Source organism: Pseudomonas sp. AC463, assembly GCF_979253585.1.
Genome location: NZ_CEEDDZ010000011.1, coordinates 41749 through 65240, shown reverse-complemented (window position 1 = coordinate 65240; position 23492 = coordinate 41749). Strand labels below are relative to the sequence as shown.

Annotated in this window: 20 protein-coding genes and 2 tRNA genes; 21 read left to right on the top strand and 1 reads right to left on the bottom strand. The window is 58.1% G+C overall.

The annotated features are described in order from the left end of the window. The first annotated feature begins 78 nt into the window (after positions 1-78). The 7 genes from dnaK to AC0IYH_RS15530 all read left to right on the top strand — a co-directional run bounded on the left by dnaK (position 79) and on the right by AC0IYH_RS15530 (position 9883). Positions 79-1995 carry a molecular chaperone DnaK gene (dnaK, locus tag AC0IYH_RS15560; protein WP_116629308.1) on the top strand — a complete coding sequence of 639 codons (1917 nt, stop codon included), beginning with the start codon at positions 79-81 and terminating at the stop codon, positions 1993-1995. 318 nt (positions 1996-2313) lie between these two features. Beyond that, positions 2314-3438 carry a molecular chaperone DnaJ gene (gene dnaJ / locus AC0IYH_RS15555; protein WP_116629307.1) on the top strand — a complete coding sequence of 375 codons (1125 nt, stop codon included), beginning with the start codon at positions 2314-2316 and terminating at the stop codon, positions 3436-3438. A gap of 9 nt (positions 3439-3447) precedes the next feature. Continuing rightward, the gene (gene dapB, locus AC0IYH_RS15550; RefSeq protein WP_471835008.1) at positions 3448-4254 is read left to right on the top strand and encodes a 4-hydroxy-tetrahydrodipicolinate reductase; all 807 of its coding nucleotides are present in this window, start codon (positions 3448-3450) and stop codon (positions 4252-4254) included. A 259-nt stretch (positions 4255-4513) separates the two neighbouring features. Continuing rightward, a complete protein-coding gene (gene carA, locus AC0IYH_RS15545) occupies positions 4514-5650 on the top strand; it encodes a glutamine-hydrolyzing carbamoyl-phosphate synthase small subunit (RefSeq protein WP_122774187.1) in 1137 nt (378 codons plus the stop codon). A gap of 105 nt (positions 5651-5755) precedes the next feature. Continuing rightward, on the top strand, positions 5756-8977 hold the full coding sequence (gene carB / locus AC0IYH_RS15540; protein WP_116629304.1) for a carbamoyl-phosphate synthase large subunit: 3222 nt from the start codon (positions 5756-5758) through the stop codon (positions 8975-8977). Then, complete coding sequence (gene greA, locus AC0IYH_RS15535) at positions 8974-9450, top strand: transcription elongation factor GreA (protein WP_116629303.1); 477 nt, start codon at positions 8974-8976, stop codon at positions 9448-9450. Before carB ends, greA begins: the two co-directional genes overlap by 4 nt. Positions 9451-9478: 28 nt before the next feature. After that, on the top strand, positions 9479-9883 hold the full coding sequence (locus AC0IYH_RS15530) for an MFS transporter (RefSeq protein WP_116629302.1): 405 nt from the start codon (positions 9479-9481) through the stop codon (positions 9881-9883). Between the two features lie 20 nt (positions 9884-9903). On the opposite strand, the gene AC0IYH_RS15525 is transcribed toward AC0IYH_RS15530, so the two are convergent. Next, a complete protein-coding gene (locus AC0IYH_RS15525) occupies positions 9904-10212 on the bottom strand; it encodes a YhbY family RNA-binding protein (protein ID WP_116629301.1) in 309 nt (102 codons plus the stop codon). 106 nt (positions 10213-10318) lie between these two features. On the opposite strand from AC0IYH_RS15525, the gene rlmE reads away from it, so the two are divergent. The 14 genes from rlmE (at position 10319) to rpsO (ending at position 23327) form a co-directional block, all read left to right on the top strand. Beyond that, the gene (rlmE, locus tag AC0IYH_RS15520) at positions 10319-10969 is read left to right on the top strand and encodes a 23S rRNA (uridine(2552)-2'-O)-methyltransferase RlmE (protein WP_034117848.1); all 651 of its coding nucleotides are present in this window, start codon (positions 10319-10321) and stop codon (positions 10967-10969) included. A 200-nt stretch (positions 10970-11169) separates the two neighbouring features. Then, positions 11170-13080, top strand: coding sequence for an ATP-dependent zinc metalloprotease FtsH (ftsH, locus tag AC0IYH_RS15515; protein ID WP_116629300.1), 1911 nt, complete (start codon positions 11170-11172; stop codon positions 13078-13080). 8 nt (positions 13081-13088) lie between these two features. Then, positions 13089-13940 (top strand): dihydropteroate synthase, encoded by an 852-nt coding sequence (gene folP / locus AC0IYH_RS15510; RefSeq protein ID WP_116629299.1) that lies wholly within the window; start codon positions 13089-13091, stop codon positions 13938-13940. A gap of 16 nt (positions 13941-13956) precedes the next feature. Next, on the top strand, positions 13957-15294 hold the full coding sequence (glmM, locus tag AC0IYH_RS15505) for a phosphoglucosamine mutase (RefSeq protein ID WP_116629298.1): 1338 nt from the start codon (positions 13957-13959) through the stop codon (positions 15292-15294). A 66-nt stretch (positions 15295-15360) separates the two neighbouring features. Then, on the top strand, positions 15361-16116 hold the full coding sequence (tpiA, locus tag AC0IYH_RS15500; protein ID WP_003194193.1) for a triose-phosphate isomerase: 756 nt from the start codon (positions 15361-15363) through the stop codon (positions 16114-16116). 4 nt (positions 16117-16120) lie between these two features. After that, positions 16121-16504, top strand: coding sequence for a preprotein translocase subunit SecG (gene secG / locus AC0IYH_RS15495; RefSeq protein ID WP_010206600.1), 384 nt, complete (start codon positions 16121-16123; stop codon positions 16502-16504). Positions 16505-16526: 22 nt separating this feature from the next. Continuing rightward, positions 16527-16612 (top strand) — tRNA-Leu (locus tag AC0IYH_RS15490). 96 nt (positions 16613-16708) lie between these two features. Continuing rightward, a tRNA-Met gene (locus tag AC0IYH_RS15485) sits at positions 16709-16785 on the top strand. A gap of 140 nt (positions 16786-16925) precedes the next feature. Then, positions 16926-17384: a ribosome maturation factor RimP gene (rimP, locus tag AC0IYH_RS15480; RefSeq protein ID WP_038843818.1), complete on the top strand. Its 459-nt coding sequence runs from the start codon at positions 16926-16928 to the stop codon at positions 17382-17384. A 47-nt stretch (positions 17385-17431) separates the two neighbouring features. Next, a complete protein-coding gene (gene nusA, locus AC0IYH_RS15475; RefSeq protein ID WP_043051766.1) occupies positions 17432-18913 on the top strand; it encodes a transcription termination factor NusA in 1482 nt (493 codons plus the stop codon). 27 nt (positions 18914-18940) lie between these two features. Beyond that, on the top strand, positions 18941-21466 hold the full coding sequence (infB, locus tag AC0IYH_RS15470; protein ID WP_116629297.1) for a translation initiation factor IF-2: 2526 nt from the start codon (positions 18941-18943) through the stop codon (positions 21464-21466). Positions 21467-21625: 159 nt separating this feature from the next. Further along, positions 21626-22021, top strand: a complete 396-nt coding sequence (gene rbfA / locus AC0IYH_RS15465; RefSeq protein WP_016973761.1) for a 30S ribosome-binding factor RbfA — start codon at positions 21626-21628, stop codon at positions 22019-22021. Between the two features lie 3 nt (positions 22022-22024). Continuing rightward, entirely contained in the window at positions 22025-22942 is a 918-nt protein-coding gene (truB, locus tag AC0IYH_RS15460; RefSeq protein ID WP_101273030.1) for a tRNA pseudouridine(55) synthase TruB, read from the top strand. Positions 22943-23057: 115 nt separating this feature from the next. Continuing rightward, complete coding sequence (gene rpsO / locus AC0IYH_RS15455; RefSeq protein WP_003176135.1) at positions 23058-23327, top strand: 30S ribosomal protein S15; 270 nt, start codon at positions 23058-23060, stop codon at positions 23325-23327. The last annotated feature ends 165 nt before the right edge of the window (positions 23328-23492 follow it).

Sequence of the window (23492 nt, the reverse complement as noted above, 5' to 3'; positions counted from 1 at the left end):
TAAGTCAAGCGTTTAAGTGCTACCGCAGTTAGCCACCACTGCTGCGGCAACCAAATTCAAGTTTCGGGAGAGTAAATCATGGGCAAAATTATCGGTATTGACCTGGGGACCACCAACTCCTGCGTCTCCGTGCTGGAAAACGGCGTTGCTAAAGTTATCGAAAACGCCGAAGGCGCGCGCACCACGCCGTCGATCATTGCTTACGCCAACGACGGTGAAATCCTCGTCGGTCAGTCGGCCAAGCGTCAGGCTGTGACCAACCCGCACAACACCCTGTACGCGGTGAAGCGTCTTATCGGTCGCAAGTTCGACGAAGAAGTCGTACAGAAAGACATCAAGATGGTGCCTTACAAAATCGCCAAGGCTGACAACGGTGACGCCTGGGTTGAAGTAAACGGCCAGAAAATGTCGCCGCCGCAAATCTCGGCGGAAATCTTGAAAAAGATGAAGAAAACCGCTGAGGACTACCTCGGTGAAACAGTGACTGAGGCGGTGATTACCGTTCCGGCCTACTTCAACGACAGCCAGCGCCAGGCGACCAAAGACGCCGGCCGCATCGCGGGCCTGGACGTAAAACGTATCATCAACGAACCAACCGCAGCAGCTCTGGCTTACGGTATGGACAAGGCCAAGGGCGATCACACTGTGATCGTTTATGACCTGGGTGGCGGTACTTTCGACGTCTCCGTGATCGAGATCGCTGAAGTCGACGGCGAGCACCAGTTCGAAGTGTTGGCCACCAACGGTGACACTTTCCTGGGTGGTGAAGACTTTGACATTCGTCTGATCGACTACCTCGTCGACGAATTCAAGAAAGAAAGCGGCATGAACCTCAAGGGTGACCCGCTGGCGATGCAGCGCCTGAAAGAAGCCGCTGAAAAAGCCAAGATCGAGCTGTCTTCCGCTCAGTCGACCGACGTGAACCTGCCGTACATCACTGCAGACGCCACCGGTCCTAAGCACTTGAACGTGAAGATCTCGCGCGCCAAGCTGGAAGCGCTGGTTGAAGACCTGGTTCAACGCACCATCGAACCTTGCCGCATCGCGCTGAAAGACTCCGGTATCGACGTTGGCTCGATCAACGACGTGATCCTGGTAGGTGGTCAGACCCGTATGCCACTGGTTCAGAAATTGGTTACCGAATTCTTCGGTAAAGAAGCACGTAAAGACGTGAACCCGGACGAAGCCGTTGCCATGGGTGCTGCCATCCAGGGTGCGGTACTGGCCGGCGACGTGAAAGACGTGCTGCTGCTGGACGTCAGCCCGCTGACTCTGGGTATCGAAACCATGGGCGGCGTGATGACTGCGCTGATCGAGAAAAACACCACGATTCCTACCAAGAAATCGCAGGTGTTCTCGACTGCCGATGACAACCAGGGCGCGGTGACCATTCACGTGCTGCAAGGTGAGCGTAAGCAAGCCGCTCAGAACAAGTCCCTGGGCAAGTTCGACCTGGCTGAGATTCCACCAGCACCGCGTGGCGTGCCACAAATCGAAGTGACCTTCGACATCGACGCCAACGGCATCCTGCACGTCGGCGCGAAAGACAAGGCGACCGGTAAAGAGCAGAAGATCACCATCAAGGCCAACTCCGGCCTGTCTGATGAAGAAATTCAACAGATGATTCGTGATGCTGAAACCAATGCCGAAGCCGACAAGAAGTTCGAAGAGTTGGCAGGTGCCCGTAACCAGGGCGACGCGCTGGTTCACTCGACGCGCAAAATGATCGCTGATGCTGGCGACAAAGTGACTGCTGAAGAGAAGGCCGCAATCGAAGCTGCCGTGGTTGCCCTGGAAGCTGCCGTTAAAGGCGACGACAAGGCTGCCATCGAAGCCAAGGTTGAGGAGCTGTCGAAAGTCTCCGCGCCAGTTGCTCAGAAAATGTACGCCGAGCAAGGTCAGCCAGCTGACGGTGCTGCGCAACAGGCAGAGCCTGAAGCCAAGCACGACGACGTTGTCGATGCCGAGTTCGAAGAAGTCAAAGACCAGAAGTAAGTTGGTCGCCCGGTTGACCGCTATCAAGCGGTGACTGGTAGGATGTCGCCGCGCGGGAGCTTGCTCCCGCGTTGGCGTGTCTGGGGTATGCGAATTTTTACAGCATGCGACAAGCGTCGGATGTTGGCGGTGTGATCGGAGATGCTCCTGCTTTCCGAGCAGTAAATACCGCGTTTTTGGCCGGATGCCTGGCTAAAAAGCAGTAACGACCAGGATCGTTGAATTGACGTGAGTTGGGTCCGGGCCTGTATTGGGGCTCAACGAGTTTGGCAAGGCTCAGGAGGGTCTGGCTGAACGTCCTTAAGAGTGCAAAGACTTATGGCAAAGCGTGACTATTACGAAGTGTTGGGTGTGGAGCGTGGCTCCAGCGAGGCGGACCTGAAAAAGGCTTACCGTCGCCTGGCGATGAAGCACCACCCGGACCGTAATCCGGATAGCAAAGAATCCGAGGATATGTTCAAAGAGGCCAATGAGGCCTATGAATGCCTGTCTGATCCCAACAAGCGTGCGGCCTACGACCAGTATGGCCATGCCGGTGTCGACCCGAGCATGGGTGGCGGCGGTGCAGGTTTTGGCGGTCAGAACTTCTCCGATATTTTCGGCGACGTGTTCAGCGACTTCTTTGGCGGTGGCCGTGGTGGTCAGCGTGGCGGTGCCCAGCGTGGCAGCGACCTGCGCTACACCCTGGAGCTGAACCTGGAAGAAGCCGTACGCGGCACCAGCGTCAATATCCGTGTACCGACGCTGGTCAATTGCAAGCCGTGCGACGGTTCGGGTGCCAAGAAGGGCTCCTCGCCGATCACCTGCCCAACCTGCGGCGGTATCGGCCAGGTCCGTATGCAGCAGGGCTTCTTCTCGGTGCAGCAGACCTGCCCGCGTTGCCATGGCCAGGGCAAGATCATTTCCGATCCGTGCGACTCCTGCCACGGCGAAGGCCGCGTAGAAGAGTACAAGACCTTGTCGGTGAAAGTGCCGGCGGGCGTGGATACCGGTGATCGTATTCGTCTGTCGGGCGAAGGCGAGGCGGGCACTCAGGGCGGCCCTACGGGCGACCTGTATGTGGTGATCAATGTGCGCGAGCACTCGATCTTCCAGCGCGATGGCAAGCACCTGTTCTGCGAAGTGCCGATCAGCTTTGTCGATGCGGCTCTGGGCGGCGAGCTGGAGATTCCGACCCTCGACGGTCGGGTCAAGCTCAAGATCCCTGAGGGCACGCAGACCGGTAAGCAGTTCCGCATTCGTGGCAAAGGTGTTGCGCCGGTGCGCGGTGGCGGTGCAGGCGACTTGATGTGCCGTGTCGCGGTGGAAACCCCGGTGAACCTGGGCCGCCGTCAGCGTGAATTGCTTGAAGAGTTCCGCAGCTCGCTGGAAGGCGACAACTCCCATTCGCCGAAAACCGCTGGCTTTTTCGACGGTGTGAAGCGTTTCTTCGGCGACCTGTAAGGAATGAGTATGCGACGTATAGCCGTAATGGGCGCTGCCGGGCGCATGGGCAAGACCCTGGTCGAGGCGGTGCAGCAGCGCTCGCCGGCCTCCGGGCTGACCGCGGCGATCGTTCGCCCGGGTAGCACGTTGATCGGTGCGGACGCCGGTGAGTTGGCCTCGTTGGGCCGTATCGGTGTGTCGTTGTCGAGCAGCCTGGACCAGGTGGCGGACGAGTTCGATGTGCTGATCGACTTCACTCTGCCTGAGGTGATGCTGAAAAACCTGGCCTTCTGCCGCAAGGCTGGCAAGTCCATGGTAATCGGTACTACGGGTTTGACTGCTGAGCAGAAGCAGTTGCTGGTAGAGGCGGGCAAGGACATCCCTATCGTCTTCGCCGCCAACTTCAGCGTCGGCGTGAATCTGTCGCTCAAGCTGCTGGATCTGGCGGCGCGTGTGCTGGGGGATGAGGCGGATATCGAAATCATCGAGACCCATCACCGCCACAAGATCGATGCCCCGTCAGGTACTGCGTTGCGCATGGGTGAGGCTATTGCCGATGCACTTGGGCGTGATCTGTCGAAAGTTGCCGTGTACGGACGTGAAGGCCATACCGGTGCGCGTGCGCGTGACACCATTGGCTTTGCCACCGTGCGCGGCGGTGACGTGGTGGGTGACCACACGGTGCTGTTCGCCACTGAGGGTGAGCGCCTGGAAATCACGCACAAAGCTTCCAGCCGCATGACGTTTGCCAAGGGTGCGGTCCGTGCTGCGCTGTGGTTGGACGGTCGTGAGGCTGGCCTGTACGACATGCGTGATGTGCTGGATCTGCACTAATCAGTAGCTAAAACGGGGCCTCAGGATTATCCTGAGGCCCCGTTTTTACCCGCTAAGCGACGCCCTGTCGCATTCTCCTGCCTTTAAGGCTCATTAGCGGTGGACCAAAAAAGCCTTTTTCTGTAAGCTACAGCTTTAGTGTGTCCACTAAAAGCGCGCAGAATAATTCAGTGAAGAAGCGGGGTGACGTGTCCATACGTCACTCCGCTTTTTTACAACCTGCGATCGCCCTTTCAGGCTTTATTTACGGGAGGTCTTCTTGACTAAGCCAGCCATACTCGCCCTTGCTGATGGCAGCATTTTTCGCGGCGAAGCCATTGGAGCCGACGGTCAAACCGTTGGAGAGGTAGTGTTTAACACTGCCATGACCGGCTATCAGGAAATCCTTACCGATCCTTCCTACGCCCAACAGATCGTTACCCTGACCTATCCGCACATCGGCAACACCGGTACTACACCGGAAGATGTCGAGTCTGATCGTGTCTGGTCGGCCGGTCTGGTGATTCGTGACCTGCCACTGGTTGCGAGCAACTGGCGTAACACGATGTCGCTGTCCGATTACCTGAAAGCCAACAACGTTGTGGCAATCGCCGGTATCGATACGCGCCGCCTCACGCGCATCCTGCGTGAAAAAGGCTCGCAGAACGGCTGCATCATGGTCGGTGACAATATTTCCGAAGAAGCGGCGATTGCCGCAGCGCAAGGCTTCCCTGGCCTGAAGGGCATGGACCTGGCCAAAGTCGTCAGCGTCAAAGAGAAGTACGAATGGCGCTCCACTGTCTGGGACTTGAAGACCGACAGCCACGCGACCATCGAAGCCAGCGAGTTGCCTTACCACGTGGTCGCTTATGACTACGGCGTTAAGTACAACATCCTGCGCATGCTGGTAGAGCGCGGCTGCCGCGTGACCGTGGTTCCGGCGCAAACCCCGGCCAGCGACGTACTGGCCCTGCAACCGGACGGCGTGTTCCTGTCCAACGGCCCGGGTGACCCGGAGCCGTGCGACTACGCCATCCAGGCCATCAAGGAAGTGCTGGAGACCGAGATTCCGGTATTCGGTATCTGCCTGGGCCACCAGCTGCTGGCCCTGGCCTCTGGCGCCAAGACCCTGAAAATGGGCCACGGCCACCACGGTGCCAACCACCCTGTGCAAGACCTGGACACTGGCGTTGTGATGATCACCAGCCAGAACCACGGTTTTGCGGTGGACGAAGCGACCTTGCCGGCTAACGTGCGCGCGATTCACAAGTCGCTGTTCGACGGTTCCCTGCAAGGCATCGAGCGCACCGACAAGAGCGCGTTCAGCTTCCAGGGCCACCCTGAAGCGAGCCCGGGCCCGAACGACGTAGCGCCGCTGTTCGACCGTTTCATCAATGAGATGGCCAAGCGACGCTGACTGGGCGGCTTGCGGGCGGCCCCGAAACTCGGTGGCCCCCGCAGGCTCTTCAAAGATTGTTCAAGACGGCTTGCCGACTGACCTGCGGATTTGAGTGACAAACCCATGCCAAAACGTACAGACATAAAAAGCATCCTGATTCTCGGCGCTGGCCCGATCGTGATCGGCCAGGCCTGCGAATTCGACTACTCCGGCGCCCAGGCCTGTAAAGCCCTGCGCGAAGAGGGCTACCGCGTCATCCTGGTGAACTCCAACCCGGCCACCATCATGACCGACCCGGACATGGCCGACGCCACCTACATCGAGCCGATCAAGTGGCAGACCGTTGCCAAGATCATCGAGAAAGAGCGTCCGGACGCGCTGCTGCCGACCATGGGTGGCCAGACCGCTCTGAACTGCGCCCTGGACCTGGAGCGCGAAGGCGTCCTGGAAAAGTTCGGCGTAGAGATGATCGGCGCCAACGCCGACACCATCGACAAGGCTGAAGATCGTTCGCGTTTCGACAAGGCCATGAAGTCCATCGGCCTGGACTGCCCGCGTTCCGGTATCGCCCACAGCATGGAAGAGGCCAACGCGGTTCTCGAGAAGCTGGGCTTCCCGTGCATCATCCGTCCGTCCTTCACCATGGGCGGCACCGGTGGCGGCATCGCTTACAACCGTGAAGAGTTCGAAGAAATTTGCGCCCGTGGTCTGGACCTGTCGCCGACCAAGGAGCTGCTGATCGACGAATCCCTGATTGGCTGGAAAGAGTACGAGATGGAGGTTGTCCGCGACAAAAAGGACAACTGCATCATCGTCTGCTCCATCGAAAACTTCGACCCGATGGGCGTGCACACCGGTGACTCGATCACCGTTGCTCCGGCACAGACCCTGACGGACAAGGAATACCAGATCATGCGTAACGCCTCGTTGGCGGTACTGCGTGAGATCGGCGTTGAAACCGGCGGCTCCAACGTTCAGTTCGGTATCTGCCCGGACACCGGCCGCATGGTTGTGATCGAGATGAACCCGCGTGTATCGCGCTCCTCGGCGCTGGCATCGAAAGCGACCGGTTTCCCGATTGCGCGCATCGCTGCCAAGCTGGCGATCGGCTACACCCTGGACGAGCTGCAAAACGAAATCACCGGCGGCGCTACACCGGCGTCCTTCGAGCCGTCGATCGACTACGTTGTCACCAAGCTGCCACGTTTCGCTTTCGAGAAGTTCCCGAAAGCTGATGCACGCCTGACCACTCAAATGAAGTCGGTCGGTGAAGTCATGGCCATCGGCCGGACTTTCCAGGAATCCCTGCAGAAAGCCCTGCGCGGTCTGGAAGTCGGCGTTTGCGGCCTGGACGAGAAACTCGACCTGAGCAACCCGGAAAGCATGAGCGTGCTCAAGCGCGAGCTGACCGTGCCGGGCGCCGAGCGTATCTGGTACGTGGCCGACGCCTTCCGTGCCGGCCTGACCGTCGAAGACATCTTCGGCATGAACATGATCGACCCGTGGTTCCTGGTGCAAATCGAAGATCTGATCAAGGAAGAAGAGAAGGTCAAGACCCTGGGTCTGTCCTCTATCGACCGCGACTTGATGTTCCGTCTCAAGCGCAAGGGTTTCTCCGATCAGCGTCTGGCCAAGCTGCTGGGTGTGACCGAGAAGAACCTGCGCACGCATCGCCACAAGCTGGATATCTTCCCGGTCTACAAGCGCGTTGATACCTGCGCGGCCGAGTTCGCCACCGATACCGCCTACCTGTACTCCACCTACGAGGAAGAGTGCGAAGCCGCGCCGTCGGGCCGCGACAAGATCATCATCCTGGGCGGCGGTCCGAACCGTATCGGCCAGGGCATCGAGTTCGACTACTGCTGCGTACACGCCGCCCTCGCCCTGCGCGAAGACGGATACGAGACCATCATGGTCAACTGCAACCCGGAAACTGTTTCCACTGACTACGATACTTCCGACCGTCTGTACTTCGAGCCGGTAACCCTGGAAGACGTGTTGGAAATCTGCCGCGTCGAGAAGCCAAAAGGCGTGATCGTCCAGTACGGCGGCCAAACCCCATTGAAACTGGCTCGCGCTCTGGAAGCTGCCGGCGTACCGATCATCGGTACCAGCCCGGACGCTATCGACCGTGCCGAAGACCGTGAGCGCTTCCAGCAAATGGTTGAGCGCCTGAACCTGCGTCAGCCGCCAAACGCCACCGTGCGCAGCGAAGACGAAGCCATTCGTGCCGCCAGCAAGATCGGCTACCCGCTGGTGGTGCGTCCGTCCTACGTGCTGGGCGGCCGGGCGATGGAAATCGTCTACGAAGAAGAAGAACTCAAGCGTTATCTGCGTGATGCGGTGAAAGTGTCCAACGACAGCCCGGTGCTGCTGGATCACTTCCTCAACTGCGCCATCGAAATGGACGTGGATGCGGTTTGCGATGGTACCGACGTAGTCATCGGCGCGATCATGCAGCACATCGAGCAGGCGGGCGTTCACTCCGGTGACTCCGCGTGCTCGCTGCCGCCGTACTCGCTGCCGGCGCACATCCAGGACGAGATGCGCGAACAGGTCAAGAAAATGGCCCTGGAGTTGGGCGTGGTCGGCCTGATGAACGTACAGTTGGCGCTGCAAGGCGAAGACATCTACGTGATCGAAGTCAACCCGCGTGCCTCACGTACCGTGCCATTTGTTTCCAAGTGCATCGGTGTGTCCCTGGCCATGATCGCTGCACGCGTGATGGCCGGTAAGACCCTGAAGGAAATCGGCTTCACCAAGGAAATCATTCCTAACTTCTACAGCGTGAAAGAGGCGGTGTTCCCGTTCGCCAAATTCCCGGGTGTGGACCCGATCCTGGGCCCAGAGATGAAGTCCACCGGTGAAGTGATGGGCGTGGGCGACACCTTCGGTGAAGCATTCGCCAAGGCCCAGATGGGCGCCAGCGAAGTACTGCCGACCGGTGGCACTGCGTTCATCAGCGTGCGTGATGACGACAAGCCACTGGTTGCAGGTGTGGCCCGCGATCTGATCAACTTGGGCTTCGAAGTCGTGGCTACCGCCGGGACCGCCAAGCTGATCGAAGCTGCCGGCCTGAAAGTGCGTCGCGTGAACAAGGTGACGGAAGGCCGTCCGCACGTGGTCGACATGATCAAGAATGACGAAGTCACCCTGATCATCAATACCACCGAAGGTCGCCAGTCGATCGCCGACTCCTACTCCATTCGCCGTAACGCCTTGCAGCACAAGATCTACTGCACCACTACCATTGCTGCTGGCGAAGCCATCTGTGAAGCGCTCAAGTTCGGTCCGGAAAAGACCGTGCGTCGCTTGCAGGATCTACACGCAGGATTGAAGGCATGACCAAATACCCAATGACCGTCCAGGGCTTCAAGGCCCTGGAAGAGGAGCACGCCCATCTGACCAAGGTCGTACGTCCAAAGCTGAGCCAGGACATCGGTACGGCCCGCGAGCTGGGTGACTTGAAGGAAAACGCCGAATACCACGCTGCTCGCGAGCAGCAGGGTATGGTCGAGGCGCGGATCCGTGATATCGAAGGCCGCCTGCAGAACTCGGTGGTGATCGACGTGACGACCATTCCCAAGACCGGCAAGGTGATTTTCGGCACTACGGTGGAAATCGCCAACGTCGAGACTGACGAAAGCGTGGTCTACCACATCGTGGGTGAAGACGAAGCTGACTTCAAACTCGGCAAGATCTCCGTCGGATCGCCACTGGCCCGCGCCTTGATTGCCAAGGAAGAGGGTGATGTGGTGTCGGTGAAGACCCCTGGCGGCGTGATCGAGTACGAGATTGTTGAAGTTCGTCACATCTGAAAGAAGGCGCCCGCTTCGTGCGGGCGCCATGCTTTGGCAGCTCTCCCAGATGCTTTGGGTGGGCGGCCTGTGGCTGTTGCATATTGGTGTGTTGCCGGCGTTGGGCCTGATTGGCCTGGCGCCGTTGCTGATCGATGAGATCGACGGATTACTGAGCGCGTTGCTGGTGGGTTTTGCGGCGGCGTGCGTGACGATCCAGGTCTTGGTGCTGGTCAAGGCCGAAGGCGTGGGGAGTTTGTGGCGGGATATTCGCGGGCAACTGCTGTTGATGGCGCTGTATGCGTGTGCGATGTACTACATCGTGCATATCTGGCTGCCGGAAGCGTTGCGCTGGCAGCTATTCAGCTATCTTGTGCTAGGGTTCTCCGGCCTGGTACTGGTGATACAGCCTGCACCGGGATGGAGTGGCGGGGCGCGCGAAGCACGCCCGTAACCCTTGTAGCCATTTGAACATTACTTGAAGCGATGAACGTTCGACAGTTGCTTGTTGACGCTGAAGTTCTTGCGATACAGCAGCGCCATCTTGCCGATGACCTGAACCAGGTCCGCTTTGCCAACCTTGCACAGTTCTGCAATGGCGGCCAGGCGAGCTTCACGATCAAGGATGTTGACCTTGATCTTGATCAGCTCGTGATCGTTCAGTGCGCGTTCAAGTTCGGCTAACACACCTTCAGTCAAACCGTTGTCTGCCACAATCAGAACTGGTTTCAGATGGTGGCCAATGGACTTGTACTGTTTCTTCTGCTCTTGAGTGAGCGGCATAATCTGACCCCTGCGTCTGATCTTGTAAAAAGCGGCGGCCAGTTTACCCGAGCGAGTCCGGGACCGCCCAGTTAATCACGACCCGTTTTATTTTTCGAGGTGGCCCGTGGCCCGTTCCAAAACTAGCCTTAAGTGGCTGCAAGAGCATTTCAACGACCCTTACGTCAAAAAGGCGCAAAAGGACGGCTATCGTTCACGGGCCAGTTACAAGCTGCTGGAGATCCAGGACAAGGACAAATTGATCCGTCCTGGCATGAGCGTTATCGACCTGGGCGCCGCCCCGGGTGGTTGGTCCCAGGTGACCAGTCGTCTGATTGGTGGGCAAGGTCGCCTGATTGCTTCCGACATCCTGGAAATGGACAGCATCCCGGATGTGACCTTTGTTCACGGTGACTTCACCCAGGACGCCGTACTCGCAGAGATCCTCGAGGCTGTGGGAAATTCACAGGTAGACCTTGTGATTTCCGACATGGCCCCCAATATGAGTGGATTACCGGCCGTTGATATGCCGCGTGCCATGTTCCTGTGTGAGCTGGCGCTGGATCTGGCGGGTCGGGTGTTGCGTCCTGGTGGTGATTTCCTGGTGAAAGTCTTCCAGGGCGAGGGTTTTGACGAGTATCACAAGAACATCCGCAAGCTGTTCGACAAGGTACAGACGCGCAAGCCTGACTCCTCGCGGGACAGGTCCCGTGAGCAATATCTGCTGTGCCGCGGCTTCCGCGGTGTTGAAGGCGCTGCGAGCGAAGAGCGTTTTTGAGGAATTGGAGGAGGGCGATAGGTTTTTTTATATCGCTTTCGTCACGAAGCTTTACGAATATTGTGTAGTCAAAGTTTCACAAAGGGTTACAGACGGCGCCTGCCAGTGTTGTAGGTAATGTAGTAAGTTAGGCCGGTGAATATCATGCGAAGCGCGCGCCAGTAGCGGAGCTTGCTTCAGAGGGTAGTTAATTGAACGATATGGCAAAGAATCTGATCCTGTGGTTGATCATCGCGGCTGTCCTGGTGACGGTGATGAACAACTTCTCCAGCCCTAACGAGCCGCAGACCCTCAACTATTCCGACTTCATCCAGCAAGTTAAGGATGGCAAGGTCGAGCGCGTGACGGTTGATGGCGCTGTAATCACCGGCAAGCGCAACGATGGCGATGGCTTCAAGACCATTCGCCCGAATATCCCGGACAATGGCCTGATCGGCGACCTGGTGGATAACCACGTAGTTGTTGAAGGTAAGCAGCCTGAGCAACAGAGCATCTGGACTCAACTGCTGGTGGCCAGCTTCCCGATCCTGGTGATCATCGCCGTGTTCATGTTCTTCATGCGCCAGATGCAAGGCGGCGCGGGAGGCAAGGGCGGGCCGATGAGCTTCGGCAAGAGCAAGGCGCGCCTGCTCTCCGAAGATCAGGTGAAGACCACCCTGGCTGACGTCGCGGGTTGCGATGAGGCCAAGGAAGAAGTGGGTGAGTTGGTTGAGTTCCTGCGCGATCCAGGCAAGTTCCAGCGCCTGGGCGGCCGCATTCCTCGCGGCGTGCTGATGGTCGGCCCGCCGGGTACCGGTAAAACCTTGCTGGCCAAGGCAATTGCCGGTGAAGCCAAGGTGCCGTTCTTCACCATTTCCGGTTCTGACTTCGTCGAAATGTTTGTCGGTGTTGGCGCCAGTCGTGTCCGCGACATGTTCGAGCAGGCCAAGAAACACGCGCCATGCATCATCTTCATCGATGAAATCGACGCCGTCGGTCGTCATCGTGGTGCCGGCATGGGCGGTGGTCATGATGAACGTGAGCAGACCCTCAACCAGTTGCTGGTGGAGATGGACGGCTTCGAAATGAATGACGGCATCATCGTCATTGCAGCTACCAACCGTCCGGACGTACTGGACCCTGCGCTGCTGCGTCCAGGTCGTTTCGACCGTCAGGTCGTGGTCGGCTTGCCGGATATCCGTGGTCGCGAACAGATCCTCAAAGTACACATGCGCAAAGTGCCGATGGGCGACGACGTGGCTCCGGCCGTGATTGCCCGTGGTACGCCAGGCTTCTCCGGTGCTGACTTGGCCAACCTGGTGAACGAGGCTTCGCTGTTTGCAGCCCGTACCGGCAAGCGCATCGTTGAAATGAAAGAGTTCGAACTGGCAAAAGACAAGATCATGATGGGCGCAGAGCGCAAATCCATGGTCATGTCCGAGAAAGAGAAGCAGAACACCGCTTACCACGAAGCCGGTCACGCCATTGTGGGGCGTGTTGTGCCTGAGCATGACCCGGTCTACAAAGTGTCGATCATTCCTCGCGGCCGGGCGCTGGGTGTGACCATGTTCCTGCCGGAAGAGGATCGCTACAGCCTCTCCAAGCGCGCGCTGATCAGCCAGATCTGCTCGCTGTACGGCGGTCGGATTGCTGAAGAGATGACTCTGGGCTTCGACGGTGTGACCACTGGTGCCTCCAACGACATCATGCGTGCCAGTCAGATTGCACGGAATATGGTGACCAAATGGGGCTTGTCGGAAAAACTCGGTCCTTTGATGTACGCCGAGGAAGAAGGTGAAGTGTTCCTGGGGCGTGGCGGCGGCGGTCAAGCTGCCAGCTTCTCTGGTGAGACCGCCAAGCTGATCGATTCCGAAGTGCGCAGCATCATTGACCAGTGCTACGGCACGGCCAAGCAGATCCTGACCGACAACCGTGACAAGCTCGACGCCATGGCCGACGCGCTGATGAAGTACGAGACCATTGATGCCGATCAGATCGACGACATCATGGCGGGTCGTGCACCGCGCGAGCCTCGCGATTGGGAAGGTGGTTCGGGTACTTCGGGCACTCCGCCAGTGGTACAGAACGAACGTCCGGAAACCCCGATCGGCGGCCCGGCAGCTGACCACTAAGGTTTGAAATGACTTCAGCGTTGTCCTCCACCCGGTTGCCTTGCGGCAACCGGGTTCTTGATTTGGCCCGTACTCATGTGATGGGCATCCTCAATGTAACCCCCGACTCCTTTTCCGACGGCGGCCGCTTCAGCCAGCTGGATGCCGCGTTGCGTCATGCAGAGGCGATGGTGGCTGCGGGTGCGACCCTGATCGATGTTGGCGGTGAGTCGACTCGGCCAGGTGCTCGTGTTGTTTCTCCGGTGGAGGAGCTTGAGCGAGTGGCGCCCATTGTCGAGCGCATCGCGCGCGAGCTGGACGTGATCATCTCAGTGGATACCTCGACTCCCGCAGTAATGCGCGAGACTGCGCGGTTGGGTGCAGGGCTGATCAATGATGTGCGTTCACTGCAGCGCGATGGTGCCCTGGATGCAGCGGCGGCTACCGGCCTGCCGGTGTGCCTGATGCATATGCTGGGTGAGCCCGGCAATATGCAGGACGATCCGCACTATGACGACCTGGTGGGCGAGGTGGGCGACTTCCTTGCCGAAAGGATCGCTCAATGTGCCGCTGTGGGTATCGCACCGGAAAAGATCATCCTTGATCCAGGATTTGGCTTCGCCAAAACCCTGCAACACAATTTAAGTCTGTTCAAACACATGGAGTCCCTGCATGCCCTTGGTCGGCCCCTGTTGGTCGGCGTTTCGCGCAAGAGCATGATAGGCCTGGCGTTGAATCGTCCTGTGGGTGAGCGGCTGTACGGTGGTCTTGCACTGGCAGCGCTTGCGGTGACCAAGGGCGCGCGGATCCTGCGCGTGCATGACGTTGCCGAGACCGTGGATGTAGTACGCATGATTGCCGCTGTAGAATCAGCCGAATAAGAATGATGGAGCACTTATGACTAAAAAATACTTTGGCACCGACGGTATCCGTGGTCGGGTCGGCGAATTTCCGATTACTCCTGATTTCATGCTCAAGCTGGGTTGGGCGGCAGGCATGGCGTTCCGCAGCATGGGCGCATGCCGCATCCTGGTGGGCAAGGACACCCGAATCTCGGGGTATATGTTTGAATCCGCGCTGGAGGCCGGTCTGTCGGCTGCAGGCGCCGATGTGATGCTGCTGGGGCCAATGCCGACGCCGGCTATCGCGTACCTGACGCGTACCTTTCACGCTGAAGCCGGTATTGTGATCAGCGCCTCGCACAACCCCCATGATGACAACGGCATCAAGTTCTTCTCGGGCCAGGGTACCAAGCTGCCGGACGAGATCGAGTTGATGATCGAAGAGCTGCTGGATGCGCCGATGACGGTGGTTGAGTCCAGCAAGCTGGGCAAGGTGTCGCGTATCAACGACGCATCAGGCCGGTACATCGAGTTTTGCAAAAGCAGCGTGCCCTCCAGCACCAATTTTGCCGGTCTGAAAATTGTCGTCGATTGCGCCCATGGCGCGACCTACAAGGTCGCCCCAAGCGTGTTCAAAGAGCTGGGTGCCGATGTGACGGTGCTTTCGGCCCAGCCAAATGGTTTGAATATCAACGAAAACTGCGGCTCCACCCATATGGAGCAACTGCAGGCTGCCGTTCTGTCCGAGCATGCCGACCTCGGTATTGCTTTTGACGGTGATGGCGATCGCGTCCTGATGGTCGATCACACCGGTGCTGTAGTGGATGGTGATGACCTGTTGTTCATCATTGCGCGCGACCTGCATGAGCGTAACAAGCTGCAAGGCGGTGTCGTCGGTACGCTGATGAGCAACCTGGGGCTTGAGCTTGCCCTGGCGGACCTGGGTATCCCGTTCGTTCGCGCGAATGTCGGTGACCGTTACGTGATCGCCGAACTGCTGGAGCGTAACTGGCAGGTGGGCGGTGAAAACTCCGGCCACGTGGTCTGCTTCCAGCACACCACCACTGGCGATGCAATTATTGCGGCGTTGCAGGTGCTGTTGTCCTTGCGCCGTCGTGAGGAGAGCCTGGCCCAAGCGCGTCAGGCTTTACGCAAGTGCCCGCAAGTCTTGCTTAACGTGCGATTTGCCGGTGGCGAAAACCCGATCGAGCACCCTGCTGTCAAAGAGGCCTGCGAGCGCGTGACCCTGGCAATGGCGGGGCGTGGGCGGGTGTTGTTGCGCAAGTCCGGCACAGAGCCTCTGGTGCGCGTTATGGTCGAAGGTGACGATGAAACACAGGTTCGCGGCCATGCCGAAGACCTGGCAAAACTGGTAACTGAAGTTTGCGCCTGAATTCGGCTTGCCAGTGGTGATGTGGTTGGGTAACATCTGCGCCCACTTTGACCGACGGGGTACAGCATGCGTCGCACTATGGTAGCTGGTAACTGGAAGATGCACGGTACCCGCGCCAGTGTCGCTGAGCTGATCAACGGCCTTCGTCACCTGGCATTGCCTAGCGGTGTTGATGTTGCGGTTTTCCCGCCTTGCTTGCATATCAACCAGGTGGTTGATGGCTTGAAAGGCAAGTCGATTCAGGTCGGCGCGCAGAACTCTGCGGTGGAACCCATGCAAGGTGCATTGACCGGTGAGATTTCGCCGAGTCAGTTGGTTGATGCGGGTTGTTCCTATGTGCTTGTTGGGCACTCCGAGCGCCGTCAGATGATGGGCGAGCGTGATGGGACACTCAATCGCAAGTTCGCAGCGGCACAGGCTTGTGGCTTGATTCCAGTGTTGTGCATAGGGGAGACCCTGGAGCAGCGTGAATCGGGCAAGACTCTTGAAGTTGTCTCGCGTCAGCTGGGCAGCATCATCGAGGAGCTGGGTGTTGGTGCGTTTGCAAAGGCAGTAATTGCTTACGAGCCGGTCTGGGCCATTGGCACCGGGCTGACTGCTACACCGCAACAGGCGCAGGATGTGCACGCAGCCATCCGCGCGCAGTTAGCGGCAGAGAATTCTGAGGTCGCACAAGGTGTGCGGCTTCTATACGGCGGCAGCGTGAAGGCGGCCAATGCGGTCGAACTGTTCGGCATGCCGGATATCGATGGGGGGCTCATTGGTGGAGCTTCCCTGAATGCAGATGAGTTCGGTGCGATCTGTCGCGCCGCGGGAAACTGAAAAAATGCTGGAAACAGTCGTAGTCGTTTTTCATCTGTTGGCTGCCCTGGGCGTAGTTGCCCTGGTTTTGTTGCAACAGGGTAAAGGTGCGGATGCTGGTGCGTCTTTCGGTGCAGGTGCTTCAAATACTGTGTTCGGAAGCCAAGGTTCCTCTACCTTTCTTAGTAAGTTTACTGCTATACTTGCCGCCGGTTTCTTCATAACCAGCTTGGGGTTAGGTTACTTTGCTAAAGAGAAAGCTCATGTGCTGACTCAAGTAGGTCTCCCAAACCCAGCAGTGTTGGAAGTACCAAAAGCAAAACCGGCTTCTGATGATGTCCCGGTGCTTCAAGAGCAAAAGTCGGCTACTCCAGCGACTGACGTACCTCCAGCTCAAGAGCAGAAGTAAGAAGGGTTGTAAGCGCTGTATTGCCGAGGTGGTGGAATTGGTAGACACGCAACCTTGAGGTGGTTGTGCCCATAGGGTGTAGGGGTTCGAGTCCCCTTCTCGGTACCAATTATCAGGAGAGCCCGCTGTTGCGGGCTTTCTTGTAGGTGGAAGGTTACATTGACCCTGTAAGGGATCGGTCGTATACTTCCGCCCCAGCTTTGTCGCGGGGTGGAGCAGTCTGGTAGCTCGTCGGGCTCATAACCCGAAGGTCGTCGGTTCAAATCCGGCCCCCGCAACCAGTTTTAGCGGAGCCCCTTTTAAGGGGCTTTTTGTTAGCTGGACACTTTCAACGCCGCTGTTCGACGGCGTTTCAAGGATGGGCGTTTCGCCCATTTTTTTATTTTGCACAGCATGCACATACATGCACGAGGGGGTTCAGGTGTCGAGCAAGCTAGAAGAGTTGCAGGCCTTGTTGGCCCCGGTGGTCGTGGCCCTAGGCTATGAATGCTGGGGTATTGAGTTTTCGGCTCAAGGTCGCCACTCAATGTTGCGCGTTTATATCGATAAAGAGGGCGGTGTGCTGGTGGACGATTGCGCCATTGTCAGCCGTCAGATCAGCGGTGTCCTGGATGTTGAAGATCCAATCTCCGTTGAATACACCCTCGAAGTTTCCTCGCCAGGCATGGAACGCCCACTGTTCACTATTGAGCAGTTTGCAAAATTTGCCGGTGAACAAGTGAAGATCAAGCTGCGCTCCCCGTTCGAAGGGCGACGCAACTTTCAGGGCCTTCTGCGCGGTGTAGAAGAACAGGATGTCGTGGTGCAGGTAGAAGACCATGAGTTCCTGTTGCCGATCGATATGATCGACAAGGCCAACATTATTCCCAGTTTTGACTGAGACGCGGATCCCGCGGATCCAATGGCTTGCGAAAGGCGAGGCGTACGATGAGCAAAGAAGTACTGCTGGTTGTTGAGTCGGTATCCAATGAAAAGGGCGTACCGGCAAACGTGATTTTTGAAGCGCTGGAGCTGGCCCTGGCCACTGCTACCAAAAAGCGTTTTGAAGACGAAGTTGATCTGCGTGTGGAAATCAACCGCCACACCGGTGCCTATGAGACTTTCCGTCGCTGGACGGTCGTCGAAGAAGCCGATCTTGATGATCCGGCCATCGAAACCTGGCCGAGCAAGGTTGCGCAAACGCACCCGGGCGCCCAGGTCGGTGATGTCGTCGAAGAAAAGATCGAGTCGATCGAGTTCGGCCGTATCGCTGCACAGACCGCCAAACAGGTGATCGTGCAGAAGGTTCGCGAAGCCGAGCGCGCTCAAGTCGTTGACGCTTATCGCGAGCGCCTGGGTGAAATCATCTCCGGCACCGTGAAAAAAGTTACCCGCGACAACGTGATCGTTGATCTGGGCAACAACGCCGAAGCGTTGCTGGCCCGCGAAGACATCATTTCTCGCGAAACCTTCCGTGTCGGCGTGCGCTTGCGTGCGCTGCTCAAGGAAATCCGCACCGAGAACCGCGGCCCTCAGCTGATCCTGTCGCGTACCGCGCCGGAAATGCTGATCGAGCTGTTCCGTATCGAAGTGCCGGAAATCGCAGAAGGCCTGATCGAAGTCATGGCTGCGTCCCGCGATCCGGGTTCGCGTGCCAAGATCGCGGTCCGCTCCAAGGACAAACGCATCGACCCGCAAGGCGCTTGCATTGGTATGCGCGGTTCGCGCGTCCAGGCAGTGTCGGGCGAATTGGGCGGTGAGCGTGTGGACATCGTCCTGTGGGACGATAACCCGGCGCAGTTTGTGATCAACGCCATGTCGCCGGCTGAAGTGGCGGCAATTATCGTTGACGAAGATGCCCATGCAATGGACATCGCCGTTGGCGCAGACAATCTGGCTCAGGCCATTGGTCGTGGTGGTCAGAACGTGCGTCTGGCCAGCCAACTGACCGGTTGGACCCTGAACGTGATGACCGAATCGGACATCCAGGCTAAGCAGCAAGCTGAAACCGGTGACATCCTGCGCAACTTCATCGAAGAGTTGGAAGTCGATGAAGACCTGGCGCAGGTGCTGGTAGATGAAGGCTTCACCAGCCTGGAAGAGATTGCCTACGTACCGTTGGAAGAAATGCTCAACATCGACGGCTTTGACGAAGACACCGTCAACGAGCTTCGCGCTCGGGCCAAGGATCGCTTGTTGACTAAAGCCATCGCTACTGAGGAAAAGCTGGCAGACGCCCATCCGGCCGAAGACCTGCTCTCGCTTGAGGGTATGGACAAGGATTTGGCGATGGAACTGGCGGTGCGCGGCGTAATTACCCGCGAAGACCTGGCCGAGCAGTCTATTGACGATCTGCTCGACATCGACGGCATTGACGATGATCGTGCCGGCAAGTTGATCATGGCCGCCCGAGCCCATTGGTTCGAGTAACTAGGCGCGGCCTGAGGAGAGAAGTGCATGACGCAAGTCACGGTGAAACAACTGGCCGATGAGGTCAAAACACCGGTAGAGCGCCTGTTGCAGCAGATGCGTGAGGCAGGTCTGCCGCACACCGCCGCCGATGAAGGTGTGAGCGATAGTGAGAAGCAGTCTTTGCTGACTCACTTGAAGAGCAGCCACAAGGCGAAAGTGGAAGAACCGCGCAAGATTACATTGCAGCGCAAAACCACCAGCACCCTGCGTGTTGCTGGTAGCAAGAGCATCAGCGTTGAAGTACGCAAGAAGAAAGTCTTCGTACAGCGCAGCCCGGAAGAAATCGAAGCCGAGCGCAAACGCGAGCTGGAAGAACGTCGCGCAGTAGAAAATGCTGCTCGTCAGAAGGCTGAAGAAGAAGCCAAGCGTCGCGCCGAAGAAGAAGCGCGTCGCCAGCCTGCTGCTGCGCAACCTGCTGGTACTGAAGCGGTCGCCGCTCCAGCTGCGCCTGTTGAAGCTGTGCGTGAGGCCGCTCCGGTTGCCGCTGCACCAGCACCTGCAGCTGACGCCCGCAAACGCGACGAACCTCGTCGTCCGGACAAGCCACGTGCTGACGATAACAATCGTCGCGGTGGTGGCGGTGATGGCGAGCGCAAAAACGCTCCGCATCGCGCCTCGGTCAAAGAGAAAGCGCCTGCTCCACGCGTTGCCCCACGTACTACCGACGAAGAAAGCGATGGCTTCCGTCGTGGTGGTCGCGGCAAGGCCAAGCTGAAAAAACGCAACGCCCACGGTTTCCAGAGCCCAACCGGCCCTGTCGTGCGTGATGTGCAGATCGGCGAGACCATCACTGTTGGCGATCTCGCTAATCAGATGTCGGTCAAGGCTGCTGAAATCATCAAGTTCATGTTCAAACTGGGTACTCCAGCGACCATCAACCAGGTGCTTGATCAGGAAACTGCTCAGCTTGTGGCTGAGGAGTTGGGCCACAAAGTGACCCTGGTCAGCGACACGGCCCTGGAAGACTCCCTGGCAGAGTCCCTGAAGTTTGAAGGTGAGACGTTCTCCCGTGCGCCAGTTGTGACCGTAATGGGTCACGTTGACCATGGTAAGACTTCGCTGCTCGACTACATCCGTCGTGCCAAGGTAGCTGCTGGCGAAGCCGGCGGTATCACCCAGCATATCGGTGCGTACCACGTTGAAACCGAGCGCGGCATGGTCACCTTCCTCGACACCCCAGGTCACGCCGCGTTTACCGCAATGCGTGCCCGTGGTGCCAAGGCGACTGATATCGTGATCCTGGTAGTTGCAGCGGACGACGGCGTGATGCCGCAGACCATTGAAGCTGTCCAGCACGCCAAGGCCGCTGGTGTTCCACTGGTTGTTGCAGTGAACAAGATCGACAAGCCGGGCGCCGATCTTGATCGCATCCGTAGCGAACTGTCGGTTCACGGTGTGACGTCTGAAGAGTGGGGCGGTGATACGCCGTTCGTTTCGGTTTCGGCGAAAGTCGGTACTGGTGTGGACGAACTGCTCGAAGCGGTCCTGCTGCAAGCTGAAGTACTCGAACTGAAAGCAACTCCATCGGCCCCAGGTCGTGGTGTTGTGGTTGAATCGCGTCTCGACAAGGGTCGTGGCCCGGTTGCGACCGTTCTGGTTCAAGACGGTACCCTGCGCCAAGGCGACATGGTGCTGGTCGGTTCGAACTATGGCCGTGTACGTGCCATGCTCGACGAGAACGGTAAGCCAATCAAGGAAGCCGGTCCTTCCATCCCTGTCGAGATCCTCGGCCTGGACGGTACCCCGGACGCTGGCGACGAGATGAGCGTGCTGTCCGACGAGAAGAAAGCCCGTGAAGTGGCTCTGTTCCGTCAAGGCAAGTTCCGCGAAGTCAAACTGGCTCGCGCTCACGCCGGCAAGCTGGAAAACATCTTTGAGAATATGGGCCAGGCAGAGAAGAAGACGCTTAACATCGTCCTCAAATCTGACGTTCGTGGTTCCCTCGAAGCGTTGAACGGCGCCTTGAACGGCCTGGGTAACGACGAAGTGCAAGTGCGCGTTGTCGGTGGCGGTGTCGGTGGTATCACCGAATCCGACGCCAACCTGGCACTGGCTTCCAACGCTGTACTGTTCGGCTTCAACGTGCGTGCCGATGCTGGCGCACGGAAGATCGTCGAGCAGGAAGGCCTGGACATGCGTTACTACAACGTCATCTACGACATCATCGAAGACGTCAAGAAAGCCCTCACCGGCATGCTTGGCAGCGACGTACGGGAGAACATCCTGGGTGTTGCCGAGGTGCGTGACGTGTTCCGCTCGCCGAAATTCGGCGCGATCGCCGGTTGCATGGTTATCGAAGGTACCGTGTACCGTAACCGTCCAATCCGTGTACTGCGTGAAGACATCGTTATCTTCGAAGGCGAGCTGGAATCCCTGCGCCGCTTCAAGGATGACGCTTCCGAAGTACGTGCCGGCATGGAATGCGGTATCGGCGTCAAGAGCTACAACGACGTCAAGGCTGGCGACAAGATCGAAGTCTACGAGAAGGTTCAGGTTGCTCGCAGCCTCTAACTCGCGCACTTCCGGAGCCACGCCGCGTGTGGGCATGCAAATGCCCCGCGCAGCGTACGGACTCTAAACGCAACGCCCGGTCTGGCTTTTGTCAGGCCGGGCGTTTGCCGCTTTCAGACCCCACGGGTTTCACCGTGTGGCAGTAACAGGTAACAAGACATGGCAAAAGAATACAGCCGTACCCAACGTATCGGCGATCAGATGCAGCGCGAGCTGGCCCAACTGATCCGTCGCGAAGTCAAAGACCCGCGCGTTGGCCTAGTCACCATCACCGCCGTTGAAGTGAGCCGTGACGTGGGTCACGCCAAGATCTTCATCACCGTGATGGGGCAGGACAGCAGCGAAGAGATCGCGCAAAGCATCAAGGTGCTCAACTCGGCTGCGGGTTTCCTGCGCATGCAGTTGGCCCGTGAAATGAAGCTGCGCAGCGTGCCTCAGTTGCACTTCCACTACGACGAAAGCGTCGTGCGTGGGGCGCACCTGTCGGCACTCATCGAGCGCGCGGTGGCGGAAGACAGCCAGCACCCGTCCACACCTGAAGACGCCAAGGAGTAAGCGGTGGCTCAGGTCAAACGTATCCGTCGCAACGTCAGCGGCATCATTCTGCTCGACAAACCCATTGGCTTTACCTCCAATGCCGCGTTGCAGAAGGTTCGCTGGCTGCTCAACGCCGAGAAGGCCGGGCACACCGGCAGCCTCGACCCCTTGGCCACCGGCGTGCTGCCGTTGTGCTTTGGCGAGGCGACCAAGTTCTCGCAATACCTGCTCGATTCCGACAAGGGTTATGAAACCCTGATGCAACTGGGCAAGACCACCACCACGGCCGATGCCGAAGGTGATGTTCTGCAGGTTCGCGACGTGACCGTTGGTCGCTCTGATATCGAAGCCGCTTTACCCGCTTTTCGTGGGCAAATCAGTCAGATACCGCCGATGTACTCGGCGCTCAAGCGTGATGGCCAGCCCCTTTACAAGCTGGCACGTGCGGGCGAAGTAGTGGAGCGCGAACCGCGTTCTGTTACTATTGCGCGCTTGGAATTGCTCGCCCATGAAGGCGACACTGCCCGCCTGGCCGTGGACTGCAGCAAAGGCACCTATATCCGTACCCTGGTGGAAGATATCGGTGAACAGCTCGGTTGCGGTGCGTATGTTGCAGAACTGCGACGCACCCAGGCAGGCCCTTTCAGCCTGGCCCAGACGGTTACGCTGGAAGAGCTGGAAGCGGTACATGCCGAAGGCGGCAATGAAGCAGTTGATCGCTTCCTGATGCCTTCGGACAGCGGTTTGCTCGATTGGCCACTGCTGCACTTTTCGGAGCACAGCGCGTTCTACTGGCTCAACGGCCAGCCGGTACGTGCCCCGGATGCCCCGAAGTTCGGCATGGTGCGAGTACAGGATCATAACGGTCGCTTTATCGGTATCGGTGAAGTGAGCGAAGACGGGCGCATCGCGCCGCGTCGACTGATTCGGTCAGAATGACCGAACGAGTGTGGCTGTTAACAGGCACGGTCAACACTCATTTTTAGATACAGGGATTTGTCCCTGGCCTGTTGAAACTGCCCTTTGGGTGGTTTCCTGAAAAAAGGATTGCCTCATGGCTCTCGACGTTCAAGAAAAAGCACAAATCGTTGCTGACTATCAGCAAGCTGTTGGTGACACTGGTTCGCCAGAAGTGCAAGTTGCACTGCTGACTCACAACATCAACAAGCTGCAAGGTCACTTCAAGGCCAACGGTAAAGACCACCACTCCCGTCGTGGTCTGATCCGCATGGTAAACCAGCGCCGTAAGCTGCTGGACTACCTGAAAGGCAAGGATCTGGGTCGTTATCAGGCTCTGATCGGTCGCCTGGGTCTGCGTCGCTAATAAGCGATTGCGCTAGAGGTTGGTTGTCTGCCGTGTGTCAGTGGGATTCCCGCTGGCCCATGGTAGGCTCCCAGCCTCAAGTTTTATCTGGATACACGTTTTACCCTGGACAAGGGTTGGGCCGATTCCCGACATTGCCCAAGAATTTCGCAAGAAGACAAGTTC

What these genes read in the sequence shown, in the direction of transcription:
- dnaK (WP_116629308.1), top strand. Translation starts at nt 79, where the DNA reads ATGGGCAAAATTATCGGTATTGACCTGGGGACCACCAACTCCTGCGTC.
- dnaJ (WP_116629307.1), top strand. Translation starts at nt 2,314, where the DNA reads ATGGCAAAGCGTGACTATTACGAAGTGTTGGGTGTGGAGCGTGGCTCC.
- dapB (WP_471835008.1), top strand. Translation starts at nt 3,448, where the DNA reads ATGCGACGTATAGCCGTAATGGGCGCTGCCGGGCGCATGGGCAAGACC.
- carB (WP_116629304.1), top strand. Translation starts at nt 5,756, where the DNA reads ATGCCAAAACGTACAGACATAAAAAGCATCCTGATTCTCGGCGCTGGC.
- greA (WP_116629303.1), top strand. Translation starts at nt 8,974, where the DNA reads ATGACCAAATACCCAATGACCGTCCAGGGCTTCAAGGCCCTGGAAGAG.
- AC0IYH_RS15530 (WP_116629302.1), top strand. Translation starts at nt 9,479, where the DNA reads ATGCTTTGGCAGCTCTCCCAGATGCTTTGGGTGGGCGGCCTGTGGCTG.
- AC0IYH_RS15525 (WP_116629301.1), bottom strand. Translation starts at nt 10,212, where the DNA reads ATGCCGCTCACTCAAGAGCAGAAGAAACAGTACAAGTCCATTGGCCAC.
- ftsH (WP_116629300.1), top strand. Translation starts at nt 11,170, where the DNA reads ATGGCAAAGAATCTGATCCTGTGGTTGATCATCGCGGCTGTCCTGGTG.
- folP (WP_116629299.1), top strand. Translation starts at nt 13,089, where the DNA reads ATGACTTCAGCGTTGTCCTCCACCCGGTTGCCTTGCGGCAACCGGGTT.
- glmM (WP_116629298.1), top strand. Translation starts at nt 13,957, where the DNA reads ATGACTAAAAAATACTTTGGCACCGACGGTATCCGTGGTCGGGTCGGC.
- tpiA (WP_003194193.1), top strand. Translation starts at nt 15,361, where the DNA reads ATGCGTCGCACTATGGTAGCTGGTAACTGGAAGATGCACGGTACCCGC.
- secG (WP_010206600.1), top strand. Translation starts at nt 16,121, where the DNA reads ATGCTGGAAACAGTCGTAGTCGTTTTTCATCTGTTGGCTGCCCTGGGC.
- nusA (WP_043051766.1), top strand. Translation starts at nt 17,432, where the DNA reads ATGAGCAAAGAAGTACTGCTGGTTGTTGAGTCGGTATCCAATGAAAAG.
- infB (WP_116629297.1), top strand. Translation starts at nt 18,941, where the DNA reads ATGACGCAAGTCACGGTGAAACAACTGGCCGATGAGGTCAAAACACCG.
- rbfA (WP_016973761.1), top strand. Translation starts at nt 21,626, where the DNA reads ATGGCAAAAGAATACAGCCGTACCCAACGTATCGGCGATCAGATGCAG.
- rpsO (WP_003176135.1), top strand. Translation starts at nt 23,058, where the DNA reads ATGGCTCTCGACGTTCAAGAAAAAGCACAAATCGTTGCTGACTATCAG.